General features: G+C 74.1%; 25 protein-coding genes and 1 other RNA gene. 6 read left to right on the top strand and 20 right to left on the bottom strand.

The window, feature by feature from the left end; all coding sequences use genetic code 11:
• Window positions 1-11 precede the first annotated feature (11 nt).
• The 6 genes from DMP15_RS28550 (at window position 12) to DMP15_RS28525 (ending at window position 4,570) form a co-directional block, all read left to right on the top strand.
• Window positions 12-806 carry a sulfite exporter TauE/SafE family protein gene (locus DMP15_RS28550; RefSeq protein ID WP_100877279.1) on the top strand — a complete coding sequence of 265 codons (795 nt, stop codon included), beginning with the start codon at window positions 12-14 and terminating at the stop codon, window positions 804-806.
• Window positions 807-846: 40 nt separating this feature from the next.
• A complete protein-coding gene (locus tag DMP15_RS28545) occupies window positions 847-1,242 on the top strand; it encodes a DUF302 domain-containing protein (RefSeq protein WP_100877280.1) in 396 nt (131 codons plus the stop codon).
• A 62-nt stretch (window positions 1,243-1,304) separates the two neighbouring features.
• Window positions 1,305-1,520 carry an SHOCT domain-containing protein gene (locus DMP15_RS28540; RefSeq protein ID WP_337826777.1) on the top strand — a complete coding sequence of 72 codons (216 nt, stop codon included), beginning with the start codon at window positions 1,305-1,307 and terminating at the stop codon, window positions 1,518-1,520.
• Window positions 1,517-2,974, top strand: coding sequence for a multicopper oxidase family protein (locus tag DMP15_RS28535; protein WP_100877282.1), 1,458 nt, complete (start codon window positions 1,517-1,519; stop codon window positions 2,972-2,974). Before DMP15_RS28540 ends, DMP15_RS28535 begins: the two co-directional genes overlap by 4 nt.
• A 98-nt stretch (window positions 2,975-3,072) precedes the next feature.
• Window positions 3,073-3,663 (top strand): rhodanese-like domain-containing protein, encoded by a 591-nt coding sequence (locus tag DMP15_RS28530; RefSeq protein ID WP_100877283.1) that lies wholly within the window; start codon window positions 3,073-3,075, stop codon window positions 3,661-3,663.
• Window positions 3,664-4,090: 427 nt separating this feature from the next.
• Complete coding sequence (locus tag DMP15_RS28525) at window positions 4,091-4,570, top strand: translation initiation factor IF-2 (RefSeq protein WP_337826776.1); 480 nt, start codon at window positions 4,091-4,093, stop codon at window positions 4,568-4,570.
• A gap of 269 nt (window positions 4,571-4,839) precedes the next feature.
• On the opposite strand, the gene DMP15_RS28520 is transcribed toward DMP15_RS28525, so the two are convergent.
• From DMP15_RS28520 to DMP15_RS28420, 20 genes are all read right to left on the bottom strand, one after another.
• A complete protein-coding gene (locus tag DMP15_RS28520; RefSeq protein ID WP_281010756.1) occupies window positions 4,840-5,667 on the bottom strand; it encodes a hypothetical protein in 828 nt (275 codons plus the stop codon).
• Window positions 5,668-6,180: 513 nt separating this feature from the next.
• Window positions 6,181-6,498 carry a hypothetical protein gene (locus DMP15_RS28515; protein ID WP_281010755.1) on the bottom strand — a complete coding sequence of 106 codons (318 nt, stop codon included), beginning with the start codon at window positions 6,496-6,498 and terminating at the stop codon, window positions 6,181-6,183.
• 84 nt (window positions 6,499-6,582) lie between these two features.
• Window positions 6,583-6,774, bottom strand: a complete 192-nt coding sequence (locus DMP15_RS28510; protein WP_281010754.1) for a hypothetical protein — start codon at window positions 6,772-6,774, stop codon at window positions 6,583-6,585.
• 456 nt (window positions 6,775-7,230) lie between these two features.
• Window positions 7,231-8,157, bottom strand: coding sequence for a DNA-processing protein DprA (locus DMP15_RS28505; protein WP_281010753.1), 927 nt, complete (start codon window positions 8,155-8,157; stop codon window positions 7,231-7,233).
• 136 nt (window positions 8,158-8,293) lie between these two features.
• The gene (locus DMP15_RS28500; protein WP_281010752.1) at window positions 8,294-8,770 is read right to left on the bottom strand and encodes a hypothetical protein; all 477 of its coding nucleotides are present in this window, start codon (window positions 8,768-8,770) and stop codon (window positions 8,294-8,296) included.
• A 92-nt stretch (window positions 8,771-8,862) separates the two neighbouring features.
• Entirely contained in the window at window positions 8,863-9,120 is a 258-nt protein-coding gene (locus DMP15_RS28495; RefSeq protein ID WP_281010751.1) for a hypothetical protein, read from the bottom strand.
• A 67-nt stretch (window positions 9,121-9,187) separates the two neighbouring features.
• Window positions 9,188-9,433, bottom strand: a complete 246-nt coding sequence (locus DMP15_RS28490) for a hypothetical protein (protein ID WP_281010750.1) — start codon at window positions 9,431-9,433, stop codon at window positions 9,188-9,190.
• Window positions 9,434-9,861: 428 nt separating this feature from the next.
• The gene (locus DMP15_RS28485; RefSeq protein WP_281010749.1) at window positions 9,862-10,620 is read right to left on the bottom strand and encodes a hypothetical protein; all 759 of its coding nucleotides are present in this window, start codon (window positions 10,618-10,620) and stop codon (window positions 9,862-9,864) included.
• A 248-nt stretch (window positions 10,621-10,868) separates the two neighbouring features.
• The gene (locus DMP15_RS28480) at window positions 10,869-11,084 is read right to left on the bottom strand and encodes a hypothetical protein (protein ID WP_281010748.1); all 216 of its coding nucleotides are present in this window, start codon (window positions 11,082-11,084) and stop codon (window positions 10,869-10,871) included.
• Window positions 11,081-12,115, bottom strand: coding sequence for a bifunctional DNA primase/polymerase (locus tag DMP15_RS28475; protein ID WP_281010747.1), 1,035 nt, complete (start codon window positions 12,113-12,115; stop codon window positions 11,081-11,083). Before DMP15_RS28475 ends, DMP15_RS28480 begins: the two co-directional genes overlap by 4 nt.
• Window positions 12,116-12,487: 372 nt before the next feature.
• Window positions 12,488-13,144: a hypothetical protein gene (locus DMP15_RS28470; RefSeq protein WP_281010746.1), complete on the bottom strand. Its 657-nt coding sequence runs from the start codon at window positions 13,142-13,144 to the stop codon at window positions 12,488-12,490.
• Window positions 13,141-13,617: a hypothetical protein gene (locus tag DMP15_RS28465; protein ID WP_281010745.1), complete on the bottom strand. Its 477-nt coding sequence runs from the start codon at window positions 13,615-13,617 to the stop codon at window positions 13,141-13,143. Before DMP15_RS28465 ends, DMP15_RS28470 begins: the two co-directional genes overlap by 4 nt.
• Window positions 13,618-13,687: 70 nt before the next feature.
• Window positions 13,688-14,011 carry a hypothetical protein gene (locus DMP15_RS28460; RefSeq protein WP_281010744.1) on the bottom strand — a complete coding sequence of 108 codons (324 nt, stop codon included), beginning with the start codon at window positions 14,009-14,011 and terminating at the stop codon, window positions 13,688-13,690.
• The gene (locus DMP15_RS28455) at window positions 14,008-14,619 is read right to left on the bottom strand and encodes a hypothetical protein (RefSeq protein WP_281010743.1); all 612 of its coding nucleotides are present in this window, start codon (window positions 14,617-14,619) and stop codon (window positions 14,008-14,010) included. The genes DMP15_RS28460 and DMP15_RS28455 overlap by 4 nt, the downstream gene beginning before the upstream one ends.
• Before the next feature lie 19 nt (window positions 14,620-14,638).
• Window positions 14,639-14,706, bottom strand: an RNA gene (locus DMP15_RS28450) — hammerhead ribozyme type II.
• A gap of 76 nt (window positions 14,707-14,782) precedes the next feature.
• Window positions 14,783-15,163, bottom strand: coding sequence for a WhiB family transcriptional regulator (locus DMP15_RS30455; RefSeq protein ID WP_405421963.1), 381 nt, complete (start codon window positions 15,161-15,163; stop codon window positions 14,783-14,785).
• Between the two features lie 119 nt (window positions 15,164-15,282).
• Window positions 15,283-15,696: a single-stranded DNA-binding protein gene (locus DMP15_RS28435; RefSeq protein WP_281010742.1), complete on the bottom strand. Its 414-nt coding sequence runs from the start codon at window positions 15,694-15,696 to the stop codon at window positions 15,283-15,285.
• A 306-nt stretch (window positions 15,697-16,002) separates the two neighbouring features.
• The gene (locus tag DMP15_RS28430; protein WP_337826775.1) at window positions 16,003-16,626 is read right to left on the bottom strand and encodes a hypothetical protein; all 624 of its coding nucleotides are present in this window, start codon (window positions 16,624-16,626) and stop codon (window positions 16,003-16,005) included.
• 84 nt (window positions 16,627-16,710) lie between these two features.
• Window positions 16,711-17,289 carry a hypothetical protein gene (locus DMP15_RS28425; protein WP_281010740.1) on the bottom strand — a complete coding sequence of 193 codons (579 nt, stop codon included), beginning with the start codon at window positions 17,287-17,289 and terminating at the stop codon, window positions 16,711-16,713.
• A gap of 28 nt (window positions 17,290-17,317) precedes the next feature.
• Window positions 17,318-17,737 (bottom strand): hypothetical protein, encoded by a 420-nt coding sequence (locus DMP15_RS28420; protein WP_281010739.1) that lies wholly within the window; start codon window positions 17,735-17,737, stop codon window positions 17,318-17,320.
• Window positions 17,738-17,884 lie beyond the last annotated feature (147 nt).

Genomic DNA, 17,884 nt, shown 5'->3' with positions numbered 1-17,884 from the left:
AGGCGGGCACGGTGATCCTCGCCGGCGTGTTCGGCCTGGTCATCGGCGCCGCGCTGGGGCTGCTCGGTGCGGGTGGCTCGATCCTGGCCGTCCCGGCCCTGGTCTACGGGGTCGGCCAACCGGTGGCGGCCGCGGTGTTCGGGTCGCTGCTGGTGGTGTCCGTGTCGGCGGCCGGCGGCGTGGCAGCGAGGTTGCGGTCCGGCATGATCCGGTGGCCGGTAGCGCTGGTGTTCGGCGCGGCGGGCATTCCCACCGCGTTCGCGGGGGCCGCGCTCGGCCGCCTGATCGCCGACCGGTGGCTGCTGGTGGCGTTCTCGGTGCTGATGGTCGTCGTCGCGGCCCGGATGCTGCGCGGCAACCCCGAGGAGGCGACCGGCGGCGCGTGTCGGATCCGCGACGGGCGGGTCGACTGGCGCAGCTGCCTGCCCAAGGCGCTCGCCGCCGGCGCCGGGGTCGGGGTGCTGACCGGGCTGTTCGGGGTGGGGGGCGGTTTCCTCATCGTTCCCGCCCTGACCCTGCTGCTCGGGCTGAGCGCCGCAGAGGCCATCGCCACCTCGCTGGTGATCGTCACGATCACCTCGCTGGCCGGGCTGTCCGCGCACGCCGCCGACGCCGCGAGCGTGGACTACGGCGTGATCGCCGTGTTCGCCGGCGCCGCCCTGCTCGCGTCGCTGGCCGCCGGGCGCGTGGCGAACCAGCTCCCGGCCGCGGCGCTGCGGCGCGGGTTCGCCTACCTGATCCTGGCCGTCGCGGTCGGCGTCGCCGCCGCCGCGCTGCTCGCCCCGGCCGCACTGAGCAGCGGCTGACACACACACGACCGACAACTTGACGAATGGAGCATTCGCAATGGACTACAGCATGACGATCACCCTGGATCTGCCCTACGACCAGGCGGTCCCCGCGGTCAAGGCGGCCCTGGCCGAGCAGGGGTTCGGGGTGCTCACCGAGATCGACGCCCGCGCCACCCTCAAGGAGAAGCTCGACCACGACATGGAGCCCTACGTCATCCTGGGCGCCTGCAACCCCCAGCTCGCCCACCGCGCCCTCGACGTCGACCGGCAGATCGGGCTGCTGCTGCCCTGCAACGTCGTGGTCCGCGCCGACGGCGACGACCGCAGCATCGTCTCCGCCCTGGACCCGCAGGTCATGGTCACCATCCCCGAACGCGAAGACCTGCGCCCCGTCGCGGACGAGGCCGGGGTACGCATCCGGGCCGCACTCGACGCACTCACCAGCGACTGACCCGCAGACCAAAACAGGCACGACGAGACGACGGGAGTGGAACGACCATGATGGACGGCTCGATGATGGGATGGTTCTGGATCTGGCCGGTACTGGTGCTGATCGGCCTGGTGCTGCTGGGCTACCTCGCCTACCGGCTCACCCAGAACCGCCGACCCGGCGCGGACACCGCCGCGGCGGCGGGGCCGACCTCGGCACGGCAGATCCTCGACGAGCGCTACGCCCGCGGCGAGATCGACGACGACGAGTACCGCAAGCGCCGCGACGAGCTGGCGTGACCCCGGCACCGATCAGCCGGCGCCGCGCGATCGTCCTGGGCGGGCTCGGCGCCGCCGCCGTCGCCACCGGTGCGACGGGCTGGATCGGCTCCGGTACGGGCAGCCGGCTGCGGCCCGCCGACACCGGCGCAGAGCTGCGCCAACCGCAGGTCCTGGACAGTGCGGGCGGGCGGCTGCAGGTCGAGCTCACCGCCGCGGCGGGGGTGCGGCTGGCCGGTCGGGACACCCAGGGCCTGGGTTTCAACGGCACCGCACCCGGGCCGACGCTGCGGGTGCACCCCGGTGACGAGCTCGCGGTGCGCCTGACCAACCGGCTCGACGAGCCCACCAACCTGCACACCCACGGGCTGCGGGTGTCCCCAGAGGGCAACAGCGACAACCCGTTCCTGCGGGTCGACCCCGGCACCTCGTTCGACTACCTCTACCGGATCCCGGAGGATCACCCGGCCGGCACCTTCTGGTACCACCCGCACCACCACGGCATGGTGGCCGATCAGATCTTCGGCGGGCTCGCCGGTGCGCTGCTGGTCGCCCCGGCGGGCGCCGACCCCGACCTGGCGGTGGTCGAGGACCGGGTGCTGCTGGTCACCGACACCACCCTCGACGGTGACGGCGGGCTGGTCGAGGTGAGCGCGATGGACCGGGCGATGGGCCGCCAAGGCGAGCTGGTCCTGGTCAACGGCCAGCACCAGCCCGTCATCCCCGCCGTTCCCGGCGGGACGCAGCGCTGGCGGGTCGTCAACGGCTGTGTGTCGCGGGTACTGAGCATCCGCCTCGACGGGCACCAGCTCGTCCGGGTCGCCCAGGACGGCACGTTCCTGCCCGCCCCGGTCGACGCGGACCGGGTGATGCTCGCCCCGGGCAACCGGGCCGACGTGATCGTCCGCCCCACCGGCACCGGCCGCTACCCGCTGATCGCCGACGCCGTCGACCGTGGTGGCATGGGCGCGATGATGGGCGGCGCCGCCGCGAGCAGCGGGCCCGTCACCCTCGCCACCATGGTCACCGCCGGGGCGCCGGTCACCGCACCGCCGCTGCCCACCGCACTGCTCGCCGAGGCGCCCGCCCCAGGGCCGGTGACCGGGCGGCGGCAGATCACCTTCCAGATGGGCATGGGCGCAGGCGGGATGGCCTTCACCATCGACGGCCGCGCCTTCGATCCCAAGCGCGACGACCAGACCATCGCCCTGGGCTCCACCGAGGAATGGACGATCACCAATCCCGGCCCGCTCGCGCACCCGTTCCACCTGCACGTCTGGCCGTTCACCGTGCTCGAGTCCAGCGACGCCACCCCACCGACCGGGGTGCCGCAGGACGTCGTGCTCGTCCCGGCCCGCGGCTGGGTCCGGCTCCGCATCCCGTTCACCACGTATTCCGGGCGCAGCGTCTACCACTGCCACATCCTCGACCACGAGGACGCCGGAATGATGGCCACCGTCAACGTCCGCCCGTGAGTGCGCCTCGACTCGGCCATCTCGCCGACCCGGGCCCGACCGCGGCGGCCGGCTCAGCGACCATCCATCCCACGACCCCTACCGACAAGGACGCCCCTGTGGCCCACGCCAGCCCCCGCCACGTCGACGCACGCACCGTTCGCGACTGGCTCGGCGATCCCGACACCGTGACCGTCATCGACGTGCGAAGCCCCACGGAGTTCGAGACCGTGCACATCCGCGGTTCCTACAACGTGCCGCTGGACATGGTCAATGAGCACACCGAGCAGCTCGCCGCTCACTTCGACCGGCAAGTCGTCCTCGTCTGCCAGTCCGGGACGCGGGCCGCGCAGGCTCACCAGCGTCTCGCCGGGGTCGGATCCGAGCGCGTGCATATCCTCACCGGCGGCATCTCCGCGTACTCCGGTGTCGGCGGGGACGTTGTGCGTGGCCGCGCCCGGTGGGCGCTGGAGCGCCAGGTCCGTCTCGTCGCCGGAACGCTCGTGCTCGCAGGACTGACCGCGGGACTGCGTGCGCCGAGGGCACGTCTGCTCGCCGGCGGAATCGGGGCCGGACTCACCGTCTCCGCGCTCACAGACAGCTGCACAATGGCGTCGTTCCTGTCCGCGCTCCCATACAACCGCGGGCCTCGCGACCGCACGCCGGCCGAGGTACTCGCGGAGCTTCCCGCCACCCGGAAGGCAGCGTGAACCGCAGGCACCAACGCAGCACCGAGTTCCTGTAGCTGGCCCGCGATGATCGACGTGACGAACGGTTACCCGAGACGGAATTGATCTCGATCCGCGAACTGCGGTCAGCGTGCACCAGGGCGTCGCGGGACTGCCATCTCGTGGCGCCGACCCGCTGTCGTTCTACTGTCGTTCCACATCTAGGAGGAGTGGGACGAGTAGGGACTGTCTGAAGGAGGGACAGAAGAACGGTGAGGTGGACGGGAACGGCAAGGAACTGGTGACCGTTCTCGACGCTGCAGGGGCACCGACTGGTGACCCTGCGAGCGCCTTCGGGGTCAGCACTGAGTGGCCCAGAACAGGCTCGTGAGGGTCAGAGGAACCGCAGAGGTGGGGCACGTTGGCAGGCAAGGGCAGGACGAAGACGGACCGGCAGGTTCGGGACCGAGTGGCCGAGCTGGCGGCGGCCCGGGATCGGCTCGATGCCGAGGAGGCCGAACGCCGGCGGCGTGAGGACGAGGCGTTCGAGCGCTACGCGCGTGCGGACGCCGAGGCGGCCCAGGTCGTTGCCGAGCGGGACGCCGCGCTGGCCGACCTCGAGGCGCAGAGTCGGCGCGTGAGCGACGACGCCGATGCCGGGCTCGGTGAGATCGAGCAGCGGCAGCGCGAGATCCTCGCCGAGCTCAACCGCTCCGGCCGCAAGGTCGACGACCTGGCCGCGATGTTCGGTCTCGCGGTCAAGCGGGTGCGGACCCTCCTGCGGCAGGCACGGCCCCCGGCCGGGGCTGCCGCCACAGCGGCCGCGCCGCAGGCGCGCGCCGCCAACGACACAGCCCAACAGGCCCCGACAGCGGACGCGGGCGACACCCCGGCGGCCATCCCGCCGGCCACCCCGGCCCCCGACGCCGCCGACCAGACCCCCGCATAGGCCGACGCCGCCGTACGCCGGCCCGCCGACTCGGTGGCCACGCGGACGGGGCTGTGCCGCCGCCAGGCGGGTCCGCCGAACGCTCGGCCCGGCGCGGCCCTGAGCGCCTCGCGGATCCGCCGGCGGCCGCGGAATCCGCTCCGCCGGCGGACCCGTGGTGCGGCGACAGCGTGCCGCCGACCGACCGGCCCGGGGGGCTCGTTCCGCGTCGGCCGGGCACACGCCAAAGGGGCCCCGCCGTGGCGGGGCCCCTTTCTCGGTGGTGCGGGTCAGGCGGGCTGGCGGGCGTGCCAGTCGGACACGGTGAACTTGTCCTCGGTGCGCAGGCACCGCCAGTCGCGGTTGAGCCGGGCGTTGCGCTCGGCCGGGGTCGCCGACGTGGCGGCGATGTACTCGCAGCGCGCGATCAGGACCTCGGCCCGGGTCGCGGTGGCGGGCAGGATCGCCAGTCCGGCCGTGCCGCTGTCGCGGCAGTCCTCGCACAACCCGTCGTCGTGGCTGCGCTGCTGGTCACGGGTCGACCGCTCGACCCCGCACGGTGCGGCCACGCACGGCAGGCCCCGCATGGGCGGCACGGCGGCGAGGTCGTAGTCGAGCTGCTGGTAATCCGACTGCTCGTCGGTGACCTCGGCCGGGTCGACCCGCTCGTCAAAGTAGCGCCGCGACGCGGTGTCGTTGTCGGTGGCGCGCTGGCCGCGCCGCGGCTGCGGGCTGCCCTGGCGGGTGACCACCGCGCCCGGTCGGCGGCGGGCGTACTCGCGCCGCTCCGCGCGGGTCGCCTGGGCCATCCGCTCGGCCTGCTTGGCGGCCTCGGCGCGGCGCTCCGCGTGCGGCACGCACGCCAGCACCAGCGCGCGCCCGTCCTCGTCGCTGACCTTCCACAGGTCCCGCAGCTTCGCAATGGTGACCGCCGGGTGGGTCTCCAGGGCGGCGAGGATCTCGCCCAGCAGCGCGCGAGTGCTCACCGTCGCCGTGTCGGCGAGCCGCGCGGTACGGCGTCGCGCCTCGCGCGTCGCACCCGCCGCAATCAGGTCGGCCACCTGGCCCATCTCCTCGGCAGCGTCGATCGTGGTGGTTTCGGCGGTCTGGGTGTTCATCGTGACTGCACTCCTTCGCTGGCCGGTGCTCGGTAGCGGGTGGGCTTGTCGGCCCGTGATGGGTAGCGGGCGCCTTGCCCCGCTGCCGCTTCGCGGCGGTTGCACGGCCTCCGAGGCTCGACGTCAAGGGCAGCCCGAAGGCTGTCGCCGAAGGCGACGCGGAGCGCCAGCGGAGCGCCCTTGATGTTGAGTGAGGCCGTGCTTAGCTTTAGGGCCGACAGGCCCATCCGCCCCGCCGCAGGCGGGTCCCTCGGGGTTCTCGGCCCGCCGCGGCCTTGAGCGGCCCCACCCCACCGCCGCCCGCCCGGCCTGGCCGAGATCCCGGCCTGCTCTGGCGCGCGGCCCGGTAGGGCCGATGGCCGCGCCCCGGCGCGGCCGCTCTCCTCGGACCCCGCGCTGATGGCCGACCTGCCCGGGCACCGGCGGGTCGCTCCCGGCGTCGCCTACCTGGCCCGGCCTCGCGGCCGGGCGTGGATTGCTGGCGGCAGCCGCCACCGGCGCGGGCTGCGGCGTCTACGGCGCCGGGTCGGTGCCCTCCGGGCGGTGACGCTCGGGCATCTCGACGATCTCGTCGCGGCGGGAGTCCCAGGCGGTGCAGTGCACCCGCGACCGCCCCGCCCGCGGCCCGGTGAGGTCGACCTCGACCAGGGCGAAATCCGAGAACGGGATCACCGCCCAGGCCACCTCCCCGGTCAAGACTTCCTCGACCCGGTACTGGCAGTCCAGGTAGCCGCTGCGGTAGATCCCCCCGACCCGGCGGGGCCCGATCGCGGCCCGTGTCACCTGGTCCAGCTCGCCGAGCTGGTCGCTGCCCTTCGCTGCTGATGCCATCGTGGCTTCTCCTCCCGATCGTGCGTGCGGTGTCCGCGCGCCGATAGCGCGCGAGCTCGGGCCCGGCAGGACCTGTCGCCGCCCTCAGAAGGCCGGCTCCTCGTCGCCGTAGCTGCCGACCGCAGGCTCCAGCCCGCCGAGCAGCTCGTCCTCGACGAGATCGGCGGCGATCTCGGCCTCACGCCGGGTCAGAACCGGCACGTCAGTCCCGGCGTAGACGTGGTGCCCCAGGACGGGGCTGAACTCGATGGCGCTGGAAGTAGTGACCGTGCTCATCTGGGCCTCCGGTGGTCGGTGCGGCTGGAACGCGGCGCAGCCTCAGCACGCCCGTGCCGGGGTCCCGAAGGGACGTCGGGGAGCCGGTGCTGGCCCGTGCGGGTGAGACCACCTCCCGACCCCGACGAACCCGACCCCGCCCGCCCGGTTGGCGCTCGCGTGCCTGCCCGGCGACCGGCGACGGTGACCAGCGGGCCGGGCCGGATCCCGCTGTGCGGCCGGCCACGGGGATGCCGCCGCGCCTAGCCGGGTGACGCCCGCGGGCGGTATCACCCGCACGGGTCGGCGGCGGCTCATCGGCGCGTGCCCCGGCACGGGTGTGCTGACCTCCGGGCGATCCAGCCGTGCCGACCACCGGAGGCCCCACCCGCACCGCTACCGGCACCGACGGCCACCGCCGGTGCCCACCAGCACCGAGCTGGCGACCACACCACCCCGGCCGGCACCGAGCAGGCCCTACGGCTCCAGGCCGAGCGCGTCGACCACGTCGGCGCAGTTGGTGACCAGCGTCGCGCCCTGCCGGAGCAGCTGGTGTGGCCCGGCCGACAGGACCGATGTGGCTGGACCGGGCACAGCCATCACGGCTGCGCCGAAGCCGCGCGCGGCCTCGGCGGTGTGCAGGGCCCCGGAGCGGGCGCCGGCCTCCACGACCACGGTGGCGTCTGCGAGGGCGGCCTGTAGCCGGTTACGGGCGATCACACGGCGGCGGCTCATCGTGGCCCCGGGCGGCTCGGCGCTGACCAGCAGCCCGGTCTGCGCGATCCGCTCGAGCAGGTTCTCGTGCGCGACCGGGTAGGCCCGGTCGATACCGCACGACAGCACGGCCACCGTGGTCCCGCGCCCGGCCAGGGCACCCCGATGCGCAGCGGCCTCGATCCCGAAGGAGGCCCCGGCCACCACCGCGTAGCCCCGGGCGGCGAGCCCGCCGGCGAGATCAGCAGCAACGTGGGTGCCGTAGCTGCTGGCCGCGCGCGCCCCGGTCACACACACCATCTCCGCGGACAGGACCGCCAGGTCGGCCTGGCCACGCACCCACAACCCCACCGTGCCGCTCAAGGCCGTGGTGGTGGGCCACTGGTCGTCCTCGGGGATCAGCAACCGTGCCCCGCACCGGGAACCGGTCTCGACGTCGGCGGCCGCCCCTGCGGCCGCGGCCCACACCTGCCCGCGGGTCACGTGCTCGGCCAGCGCCTCGGGGATCTCGCCGGTGTAGAGCTGCTCGGCCGCCGCACGGGGCCCGGCCTGCCGGATGAACTGCTCCAGGGCGGTCCCCCCGTGCTCGACCAGCCGCAGCAGGACCGCCCGCGCGGTGCGGGTCTCGGCGAGCGGGTCCGGGCCCGGCATCGGGCCGGGGATGGACAGGCGGATGTGGGTGATGGACATCAGGACACCTCGCGGATCGCAGGAGAAAGGGGGGTGGAAATGGGTGTGCCCGGGGTGGTGGCCACCCCGGGCACATGCGGGTCTCATCGACTGCCGGGCCGCCGCCCTGGCGGCCGGCGCCGCAGGCTGCGGCGGGTCAGTTGCCGGGCTCGGCTTCGCGCTCGGCCTGGTTCTGCATGGCGATGCTGTGGTGCAGCAGCTGCTCGTCATCGGCGAGCCGGAGGCGGGCATCCCCGTCAACGTCGAGCTCCCCGGCGGCCTCACGCTGCTCGGCCTCGGCGAGGGCCTGCTCGGCGCGGTGCACGGCCACGTTGGCGTGGCAGACCCGGTCCAAGGCGGCCAGTGACTGGTCCCCGAAGAAGTCGCGTTGGTCGCGGGCGGCCATCCGCTCGACACAGGCATCCTCGAGCCTGGCCGCGGCGCGGCCCACGGCCGGGGCGCGGAACGACCCGTCGGGCATCAGGCCGAGGTCACGCACCGCGTAGGCCTCGTAGTGCTCCGGCGCCATGATGTCGCCGTAGTAGAACCCCGACCCCGGGGCGATCTCGCTGCTGTCGGCCATGCCGAGCTCGACCATCCGGGCGTCGATCTGGGCCGCGTGGGGGAGTCCCACGCGGCCCTGCGGGTGTCACTCATGCCGATCTCTCCTGTCAGTCACGGGTGTGTGGGCGTTGCCCCTGGGTGTGCGGTGCAGAAAGTCCGAGGTCAGGGCTCCAGCTCGGCTTCCCCGGGCTCCGGCTGGGGCTCGGGTGGCCCGTACTGGGCCAGGACCCGGCGCGCGGCCGCCACGGCGAGGCAGTCCTCGCCCGAGCAGACCTTTTCCGGGTCCTCGTGGTCGGCGAGTGCGTACTCGAGCCCCGTCTTGACGGCCCGGCTGATCCGGTCATCGCCGGGCTGGGACTCCAGGACGGCGGCCGCGTCGCGCCGCAGACGCTGATGTTCTGGCAGAGACAGCGATGTCATGAGGTTCCTCCTGGCAGGGCTCCGCCCGGGGCCGGTGGTGGGCCGGCCCCGGGCGGGCGAGGGTTGGTCAGGTGCCGGGCTCGTCGTCGTCGTCGGCGGGCTCGGCCTTGGTGACGGTGATGTTGTGGGCGACCTCGACCTGGAGCACGGACGCAATGCGGTGCTCGCCGTCGCAGCCCGGGCAGGGCACGACCTCCCCTGCCTCGTGGGTGCCGGGCACGAAGGTGCCCGCGTCGGCGCACCCGTCGGCGAACTCGACCATCGTGGTGTCGCTGAGCAGCAACCCGTTCTCCATGCGGAACTTCTCGGCCATCTCGGATACCTCCGTGTGCTCGGTCGGTGCGGCTGGAACGCGGCGCAGCCTCAGCACGCCCGGGCCGGGGTCCCGGTAGGGACGGCGGGGATCTGGTGCTGGCCCGACCGGTGTGAGACCGCCCGGCGTGCCCACGGCGCACCCGCCACCCGCCCCGGGGTGCACACGCCCACGTCCGGCACCGGAGGGCAGGTGGAGCCCACGCCCACGGGGCACGGCCAGACTGGAGTCGGGGACCGGCATACCGGCACCGGCCGCCCACTGGAACCGATCAGGCGGTCTCACCCGGGCGGGTCGGCGGCGGATCATCGGCGCTCGCCCCGGCCCGGGTGTGCTGACCTTCGGGCGGTCCAGTCGCACCGACCGAGCACACCCCAAGGGGAGACCCACCCCGGACCCACGACCCGGATCCGGGGTGGCTGCTCAGATCAGAACGGGGCGCGGCCCTCGGCCCGCCAGACCGCTGCCGCGGCGAGCAGCTCCGCGGCCGTCGAGTCACCCCAGCCCTGCACCACCCGCAGCGCGAACACCGCCTGCTGCTGATCCCCCACACCGCCGCGGCCGCCGAGGAACTCGAGCAGCTCACAGACGTCGCCGTCGTCGGCTCCGGCCGTGACGGTGGCCGGTCCGCGGCGCAAGCCGCGGCGCAGCCGCCGGGCCTCCCGGGTGGCCTGCATCGCCGACCGCGCCGCCGCGCGGCCCCCGCGCCCGCTCGACGGGTCGAGCAGCCGGCTGGCCCAGTGCCGCCAGATCCGCGTCGTCGAGGGAACGTCGCCGAGCAGCGCGGCTGCCTGGTAGACCGCCGGCTCGCCGCCGGCCCGGTTAGGACCGGGGTGGGGGTCGAGGACGTCCTGGCCGGGGCAGAACGGTTCTCGGCAGGGTTCGCCGTGCTCGGCGCCGCAGTCGCGGCAGCCCGCGGGCAGCGGCGCCCTGCCGAGCACCACCACCGTCGCGTTCTCCGGGTCGTCGGGGTCGAGCCGCCCATAGCGGCCGCACTGACCGCAGGTCACGGTCTGGTGCTCGCCCCAGTCGGGATCGGCCACGATCCGGCCCGCGCGATCGGCCGGGTGCAGGGCCACCGACCGGGTCGAGCAGGGGCACCGGTGGAGGGTGACCCGGTCCGGAATGAACTCGCCCAGCGTTGCGGCGGTCTGGGCGGGTTCGGTGGTGGGTTCGTGAACGGTCATGTGCTGCCTCCAGGTCGTGGCGGTGGGGGACAGCACCTCCTCTGGGCACGACCGGGTGGGCCCCGGGCGTGGGTTCGCGCTGGCCCATCCGGTGTGGGATCACCACTGCCCACCCGCGGCCGTCGGTGCCTCGCCGGCGCGGTGATCCCGCCCGGATGGCGTCAGCACGCGTTCATCGCCGGGGCCCTCTCGGGCGTGCAGGGTGCGGCAGTCACCCCCCGCCACGACCTCGAGGCGCACCCCGCCGGCTACCTGGTGGTCTCGCCGCCGGCGGGATCCCGGTCGCCGAGCTCGGCGGGGCGGGAGAGGTACTCGATCCGGTCCGCGCGCCCGTGCGGGTTCTCGGTGATCCAGTTGGCGGTCGCGGCGGCGATCGCCTCACCGGCGGTGTGGCCGCGGATCTGGTCGTCGTGGGTGCGGCCGTCGGGCCAGTGCACCCGCACTGCGTGCCAGCGGCGGGTCACGACGCCTCCCCACCTGCAGCATCGGGACTCTCGGTGGCGGCGGTGCTGTGGCGGCGGTCGATACGCCTCGGGGATCGAGCGCCGAACGCCATCCCCCGCGTGACGGTGCGTTCTGCTTCGGCCTGGGTGAACTCGTCGACGCCGATGTGGACCGCCGCGGCGTCGAGCAGCAGGGCGTGGGCGTTGTCGGCGTCGAGCTCCCCGCCCCCGACGAGGCGGCCCAGGGCGCGGGCCGCGCCGAGCAGGGTGATCTGGCGCTGCCCCTTCGGTGCCTGTTCGACGGCGGCGGTCTCGCCGGCCAGGATCGCGGCCACGTAGGCATTCGCCCGCCGGGTCGGCAGGACGAGGGCCTCGCCCCGGCGCGGCTCCGGCGGCGGGGGAGGGGTCAGCAGCGCGGCCAGCCAGTCGGGCAGCTCGGCGATCCGGCCGTGCTCGGCCACGAAGTAGGCCCCCTCGGGGCGGACGCTGCCGGCACCGACGACGAACCCACCGGCCGCTCGGGTGTCGATCAGCGGGCCCAGGCTGTGCCCGTGCCCGCCGTGGGTGTTGCGCAGCTCCAACCCGTCGGGCATCCGGTAGTAGAGGTGCTCGCCATCGGTCGGGGTCACCGTCGAGTAGGTGTCGGGCAGCGTGTGGCCGTGCCGGGCGGTGAGCTGGTCGAGAACCTCACGGCCAGTGGTCGCCCCGCCCCAGTCGGCGAGGGGTTCGGTGCTGGTGTCGAGGTCGATGACCACGATCCCCGACGGCCGGCAGGCGATCCCGACGTTAAATCGGGCCGATGCGTCGCCGGACCACCAGCGGCAGATCTGGGCCCGGTCGCGGGTGGCGCGCTGCTCCCAGCCCTGATGCCCCTCGGCGCAGATCCCCCGACCGCGGCAGCGCTCGGCGCTGTGCCGCGGCACGGCCGGGAGCTTGCCCCCGGGCTGGACCGGGAACACGAACAGCCCGGCGGCGGCCGCATCGAGCGCAACCCGGCGCAGCCGCACCACCTCCGGATCCTGGCGCCGTGCGCGGGTTCGGGTGCGTGCCATGCGGTGATCCCCCTCTCGGCCGCGGGGATCAGCATCGCACCGATCAAAGCGATTGCGGGACACATCAGTGCTGGTCTGAGTGCTCATCAGAGGTGGTCTCCGTTCGTGAGATCCGCACGGTGCGCGGCGGGAAAAGGGGTTCGGTGGCGGGCCGCCCGGTGGGGCAGGCCGTGCGCCTGCCCCTTGGGGCGTGCCCGAAGGGCGTGTAGAGGCTCGCGGGTCCAGGGCAGCCCGCCAGGGCTGTCGCGACAGCGACGCGAACCGCGCCCTGGACGCGCGAGAAGCACGCCCGCACCCTCGGCCCGACACCTCTCGAACCAGAAGCAGCGCGGCGTAGCTGCGCTGCCTCAGCGCGGTGGTCGTTGCTGCAGCTCAGCTGCGGTGGGAGGGGTGCAGACCCTCCACGTCGACCGAACCCGACGCCGGCCCGGTGGGCGGTGCGGTGTCGTCTCCTGCAGGACCAGCCGCCGCGCGGGCTTCTCCCTCGGTGCAGTGGTGGACCAAGCCCAGATCGTCGTCCTCAACCAAGTAGCCGTCCCGGGCTGCAGCCCAACACTCCTGGTCGAGCTGCCGGATGGGACGGGGGTCGTTGCCGTCCTCGTCGGCGGCCCGTTGGGCGGCCTGCGCGGCGGCGAACGAACCGGGGTAATGCGGCTGCTCCCACACGTCGTTGCCGTCGACAATCCAGCACGGGCCGGTGATTCGGGCGACCCACGACGCCGGTGCGTCTGCGGCCCGGGGCCGCTGCTCGATCGCGTCCTGCACCCGCATGTGCTCGACGGCGTCTACCGGCTCCTGGGTGGGATCGTGGTGGTCGGCGGGGGACAAGCCCACCGGGCTGTCCTGAGCCCCCTGTGCGTCGAGGAGGCGTGTCACCGCTTCTGCCACCTCGACCGCGGCGTCGTCGCGGGCGTGGTAGAGCCGATCCGGGGGGCAGCCCGCCTCGAAATCGGGGTGGGCGACCAGCGCCGCGTGCGCGGTCGCATACCGCGTGACCAGCCCAGTGAGGTCAGTCAGATCGCTGCTCACGACTGCACCGCCGTCAACTCGTCCTCGGCCGCGCTCCAGGACCGCACCGGCCGGGCCAGCAGCACTACCAGGGCGGCGGGGTCGACCGTGCCGGTGGCGAGCCGGTCGAGCGTGGTCGTGGTGGCTGGGAAGGTCTCGCGCAGCGCGTGCTCCTCGGCGGGCAGCGCGTCGTGCAGCGCCTGGCGCAGGACGGTGACGATCGAGCCCTCTCCGGCCAGCAGCAGGGCGTAGTCGCGCAGCGCGGCCGTGGACAAGCCCCAGTGGGTGTCGTCCTCCTCGTTGTCGGCGGCCGCGTGTCCACGCAGCCACACCGCCGCGTCGTCGATGTGTCCACCTGCGGCGATGGCGGCGGCGAGCGCATCAGCTTCCATGCAGGCCATCGTCGGACCGGCCTCGGCTGCGGTCCAGCCGTTGCCGAACACCCACGCCAGGTGCGCGATCACGGCCTGATCGGTGCTGCTCTGCTGGTTCATGACAGTTCCCTTTCGCATGGGACGGTTCAACGGGTTGCCCCGCACGCGGGGCGGCACGGTCGGCGGCGTTTCAGCGGGTGGCCAGGCCGGTCCCGGTCAGGTCGTAGGCGCTGAGGCAGCCGATGCGTTCACCGTTCGCGGCGGTGACCACGTAGCCGTCGGCGGCCGGGGCGACCCCGTAGGGCTGCGGGCGTTGACGGGCGCGGTGGCAGCCGTCCGGGCACACACCCTCGAGCCGGGCCAGGCGGCCATCGGCGAGGCGGACCGGGGCCCGTCGCAGCACACCCTGCTCTGCGGCGGTGAGCCGGGCGGTGCGGGCCGTGACCAGCAGGTCGTGCACGATCAACGCGCGCGGGTGGCAGCGGCGCCGGTTGAGGGTGGCGACGCTGCTCACGAGGCCACCGCCCGGCCGCGCAGGTCGTCGAGGGCACAGCGCCAGGTGACGGGTCGGGCGGCCACGGCGGAGGCGTGCAGCGTCTGCTCGTCGACCGGTTCCGGGTCGAGCACCTCGACGCTGCCGGCGGGCAGGAACCGCAACCCGTCCTCGCCGGCGGGCTGGATCCCGACGCGCTCACCGGTGCCGCGGGCGTAGCGGTCCGGGCCGATCCAGCGGACCTCCCCGGTGACCCCGATGTTCTTGCCGCGCCGGGTCAGCGACCGCACCCGGCGGCCCACCCGGGGTGCGCTGGCGCGCGCCCGCGCGCGCTCGATCAGCTGCGGCGCCAGCTGGCGCCGGTACCAGGCCAGGGCGGCCTCGCGGACCTGCGGCGTCGCGTCGACCGAGGCGGTGTTGTGGTAGGTCCAGCCCCGCGTGCTGGCGTACTCGCGAGTGGTGACCTGCTCGCCGTCCCAGACCACGGCGAGGAAGTCGCTGTCGTCGTAGCCGTTGTGCTCGTAGGTCTCGAGCACCGCCCCCACAGAGGAGATCTGGGGGTCCCCGCAGGGCCGGCCGCTGTTCTTGATCTCGGTGGTGCAGGCGGGCCCGCACACGGTGATGGACATCGGATACCTCCCGAGTGAAGTGGATCTGCCTCGTCAGCGCCGGGGAGATCAACCCCGGCGGACGCCGCCGGCGGCGGCGTTTCGGCTCAGATGTCGTCGGGCGCGCACGAGCCCCAGCCGGGGGCTCGGGGCGCAGCGCCACGTCCGGTGTCGCCACCGACGATCAGGCGCTGGCGTCGGCGGGCCAGCGCTGCAGCGTGCGCGGACTGACGCCGTACTGCTCGGCCACAACGACGCGCGCAGTGCCCTGGCGGACACACGCCACCGCGGCGGCCCGCCGCGCCTGCCGCGGGCTACGCTCCGCAGCAGCCCGGCACGGGGTGCGGGGCCGCGACCGGCGGCGCTCGTCGTCGGTCGTTGCGCCCCACACCCCGACCTCGCCGGACCGAACCGCCCAATCGAGGCAGGCCGCGGTCACCGGGCAGCGCCGGCACACGGCCTTGGCCCGCTCCACCTGGCGGGCCGCAGGGCGGCCGGTACCGACAGGGAAAAACAGCTCCGCGTTCTCCCGGCGGCAGGGCAGGTCGTGGTCCAGGAAATTCATCACTACTCACCTCGCATGCGGGCTCGGACAGGACCGGCCCCGGGACAGGGCCGGGAGTGGAGACCGGGCGGGGCGCCGCCGCTGTCGGTGGGGCGCCCCGCCCGGTAGCCGCCCGGGGGTCAGGCGACCGGCTCGGGGGCGGTGGTCGACCCGGTGTGCTCACGCCGGGGCTGGCGCGTGACGGTGATCGCCGCCTTGCGGGTGTCGGCCGTGACGATCTTGGCCTGCACCTCGGTGCGGGCGATCTCGCGTGACTGGCCGTCGTCGTCGGTCACGGTGAACGAGTTGTCGGCCAGCTGGCCGATCACGACCACGGGGTCACCGGAGCCCAGGTTGCTGGCGTTCTCGGCGACCGGACCGAACGCGACCACGTTCAGCCAGAGGGTCCGGCCGTCGCGCCACTCGCCAGTGTCGCGGTCCTGGTAGCGCTTGTTGATCGCCAGGGAGAACTGCAGCCGCGCCCGCCCGGTGTGCTCGTTGAACTCGAAGGTGGGCTTCTTGCCGATGTTGCCGATGTAGGTCTGGTCGTTCATGGGTGCCTCCTGGATGCGTGTCGGGCTGGTTGGTGACGCGGCCCTGCCTCAGCGCGCCGTGGTGGGGCCCGTCAGGGGCGGCGGGGGTTCGACGCGGGCCCGAGCGGGTGGGATCGGCCGCCAGGCCGACGAGCAGCGCGAGCTCGTCTCACCCGCTCGGTGTCGGCGCCGGTTCATCGCCGCGACCCCCACCGCGGTGTGCTGACCTTCGGGCGTCTCCACACCGAGACCCGACACGTCTCCGGGAGGCACCCCGGTGGCGAGCCGCAGACGCCCCAGGACCGACGTCCGAGCCCTCGCCGCCCGCTACCGCGGGTGCCGTACACCGGCCAGCACGGTGCGGCCCTGGGTGATCGCGTCGTCGATGCCGTAGATGCCCCAGCAGGCCTCGACCTCGACCCAGTCCCCACCGCCGCATCCGCCGTGCTCGCACGCGGTCCCTGCGGGGCACGGTGTCCACTCTTCGGCGATGTAGCCGACGACCTGCCCGCTCGCCCACTGGTCGTAGCTCTCGACTTCGCCGCGCAGGTAGGCGCGGGCCTGCTCGTCACCGGGGTAGCTGTCCCCGCACGCGGTGCGCAGTTCGCTGCGGAGCAGGTAGGCCAGCCCGGCTTGCCCGGAGTCCCACGGGTCGGCGAATGACCCGACCCGTGCCCCGGCGCGCAGGGCGAGGTCGCCGTGGGCGTAGCCCCAGACCGGCACCACGACGGCGTCGTGGAACACCGTCAGGTAGCGGGCGGGCAGGCGCCACCCGCCGCGTTCGCGCAGCTGCTGTAGCTGGCCGGTGTGGTCTTCCCACGGCAACGCGTGACGGGCCACGTCGAGTATCAGGTGCCCGACGGTGCCCCAGTCGCGCGGTGACTGCGGCGCGTCGTCGGGCAGGACCCGTACCCGGCCGCCGGGTACCTCGACGATCTCGATCTCTTCCATGGCTGGTGTCCCTTCACAGACGACGACGGGGGCGCCCCACCGCGTGCGGTGGGCGCCCCCGGTCGGGGAGTGCAGTGGTGGTGGTCAGTGCCAGATGACGTCGCGGGCCTGGTCGCGGGCGAACAGGGCGACTTCGCGCAGAACGTGGAGCCGGTCCTGCAGGTAGCCGGCGCGCCGGCCGAAGTCCACGACCGTGCCGGCCGTGTTGAGGTCTCGGACCGGTACGCCGGCATCGGCGGGGGCCAGGGCCAGGGCCAGCTCGGCGCGGCCGAGCATCTGCTCGGCCGTGAGCTCCCCGACCAGGGGCGTGTCCGCGTCCGGGGGCGGTGCGGCCGCGGCGCCGGGTGGGGGCTCGTGGACGTCGGCGGCGCCGAGCTCGGCGACGAGCCCGAGCGCGCGCAGCAGCAGCATCGCGTTGCGGTTGCTGATGTTCAGGCTGGGGTCGGTGTCGGTGCTGTAGTGCACGACCACGAACGGGCGGTCGGCGTGCTCGCCGCAGTCGGGGTCGGTGCAGTACCGGCGATGGTCGGCCAGCCCGGCGACGGCGGCGTCGTAGTCGGCGAAGTAGCGCCGGTCGGTCGGCGGATACGCCGGGCACTCGAGGCTCGCGCCCAGCTCAATCGGGCCGCCGGCGGGCGGGGCAGGGCAGAAGGTGACAGACATGGCGGGCACTCACTCCCAGACGAGAGGGTCAGTAGTCGCTGGACAGGGCGGCGTACTGGGCGGTGGTTTCGAACCGGTCGTGCAGGGGGATCGCCGACCCGCCGCAGCCCAGGTGCGCCGACAGCGCGCGGAACCGGGAGTCGCTGCTGTAGATGAACGCCCCGGAGGCCATCGGCCCGACCCGGTCGGGGCGGGCCAGGTCGGGCACGGCGATGCCGTACGTGCCGGCCCGCTCGATCAGCCGCACCGCCGGCGCCTGCTCGTCGGGCGCGAGCACGGCCGCTGCGTAGTAGTCGACGAGGTCCCCGACCAGGGTCACGCGGGTGACCCGACCGGAGATCCCGCCGTTCGAGCAGTCGGGCAGGTCCGCCGCGCGCAGGATGCTGACCCGCAGGCCCCGCCGGGTGTCCTGCGTGCCGGGGTTCGCGGTCGGGGTGATCTGGTTCATGGGGTGCCTCCCTGAAGGCGTGTCGGGCTGGTTGGTGACGCGGCCCTGCCTCAGCACGCCGGGGTGCGGCCCGAAAGGGGCGGCGGGGGTTCGATGCTGGCCCGAGCGGGTGGGAACCGCCTGCGGCGGTCCGAGCCCCCCGGCGAG

The sequence above is a fragment of the Pseudonocardia sp. UM4_GMWB1 genome, assembly GCF_017312155.1.
Classification (GTDB): Bacteria; Actinomycetota; Actinomycetes; order Mycobacteriales; family Pseudonocardiaceae; genus Pseudonocardia; species Pseudonocardia alni.
The sequence above is the reverse complement of the archived record's forward strand: the minus strand, read 5'-3'. Positions and strand labels throughout refer to the sequence as shown.

Excerpts from the sequence above, each read along its gene's own strand:
- DMP15_RS28545 (WP_100877280.1), top strand. The coding sequence starts at position 847 with ATGGACTACAGCATGACGATCACCCTGGATCTGCCCTACGACCAGGCG.
- DMP15_RS28540 (WP_337826777.1), top strand. The coding sequence starts at position 1,305 with ATGATGGGATGGTTCTGGATCTGGCCGGTACTGGTGCTGATCGGCCTG.
- DMP15_RS28520 (WP_281010756.1), bottom strand. The coding sequence starts at position 5,667 with ATGAACACCCAGACCGCCGAAACCACCACGATCGACGCTGCCGAGGAG.
- DMP15_RS28515 (WP_281010755.1), bottom strand. The coding sequence starts at position 6,498 with ATGGCATCAGCAGCGAAGGGCAGCGACCAGCTCGGCGAGCTGGACCAG.
- DMP15_RS28510 (WP_281010754.1), bottom strand. The coding sequence starts at position 6,774 with ATGAGCACGGTCACTACTTCCAGCGCCATCGAGTTCAGCCCCGTCCTG.
- DMP15_RS28505 (WP_281010753.1), bottom strand. The coding sequence starts at position 8,157 with ATGTCCATCACCCACATCCGCCTGTCCATCCCCGGCCCGATGCCGGGC.
- DMP15_RS28495 (WP_281010751.1), bottom strand. The coding sequence starts at position 9,120 with ATGACATCGCTGTCTCTGCCAGAACATCAGCGTCTGCGGCGCGACGCG.
- DMP15_RS28490 (WP_281010750.1), bottom strand. The coding sequence starts at position 9,433 with ATGGCCGAGAAGTTCCGCATGGAGAACGGGTTGCTGCTCAGCGACACC.
- DMP15_RS28485 (WP_281010749.1), bottom strand. The coding sequence starts at position 10,620 with ATGACCGTTCACGAACCCACCACCGAACCCGCCCAGACCGCCGCAACG.
- DMP15_RS28475 (WP_281010747.1), bottom strand. The coding sequence starts at position 12,115 with ATGGCACGCACCCGAACCCGCGCACGGCGCCAGGATCCGGAGGTGGTG.
- DMP15_RS28465 (WP_281010745.1), bottom strand. The coding sequence starts at position 13,617 with ATGAACCAGCAGAGCAGCACCGATCAGGCCGTGATCGCGCACCTGGCG.
- DMP15_RS28455 (WP_281010743.1), bottom strand. The coding sequence starts at position 14,619 with ATGTCCATCACCGTGTGCGGGCCCGCCTGCACCACCGAGATCAAGAAC.
- DMP15_RS30455 (WP_405421963.1), bottom strand. The coding sequence starts at position 15,163 with ATGAATTTCCTGGACCACGACCTGCCCTGCCGCCGGGAGAACGCGGAG.
- DMP15_RS28435 (WP_281010742.1), bottom strand. The coding sequence starts at position 15,696 with ATGAACGACCAGACCTACATCGGCAACATCGGCAAGAAGCCCACCTTC.
- DMP15_RS28430 (WP_337826775.1), bottom strand. The coding sequence starts at position 16,626 with ATGGAAGAGATCGAGATCGTCGAGGTACCCGGCGGCCGGGTACGGGTC.
- DMP15_RS28425 (WP_281010740.1), bottom strand. The coding sequence starts at position 17,289 with ATGTCTGTCACCTTCTGCCCTGCCCCGCCCGCCGGCGGCCCGATTGAG.
- DMP15_RS28420 (WP_281010739.1), bottom strand. The coding sequence starts at position 17,737 with ATGAACCAGATCACCCCGACCGCGAACCCCGGCACGCAGGACACCCGG.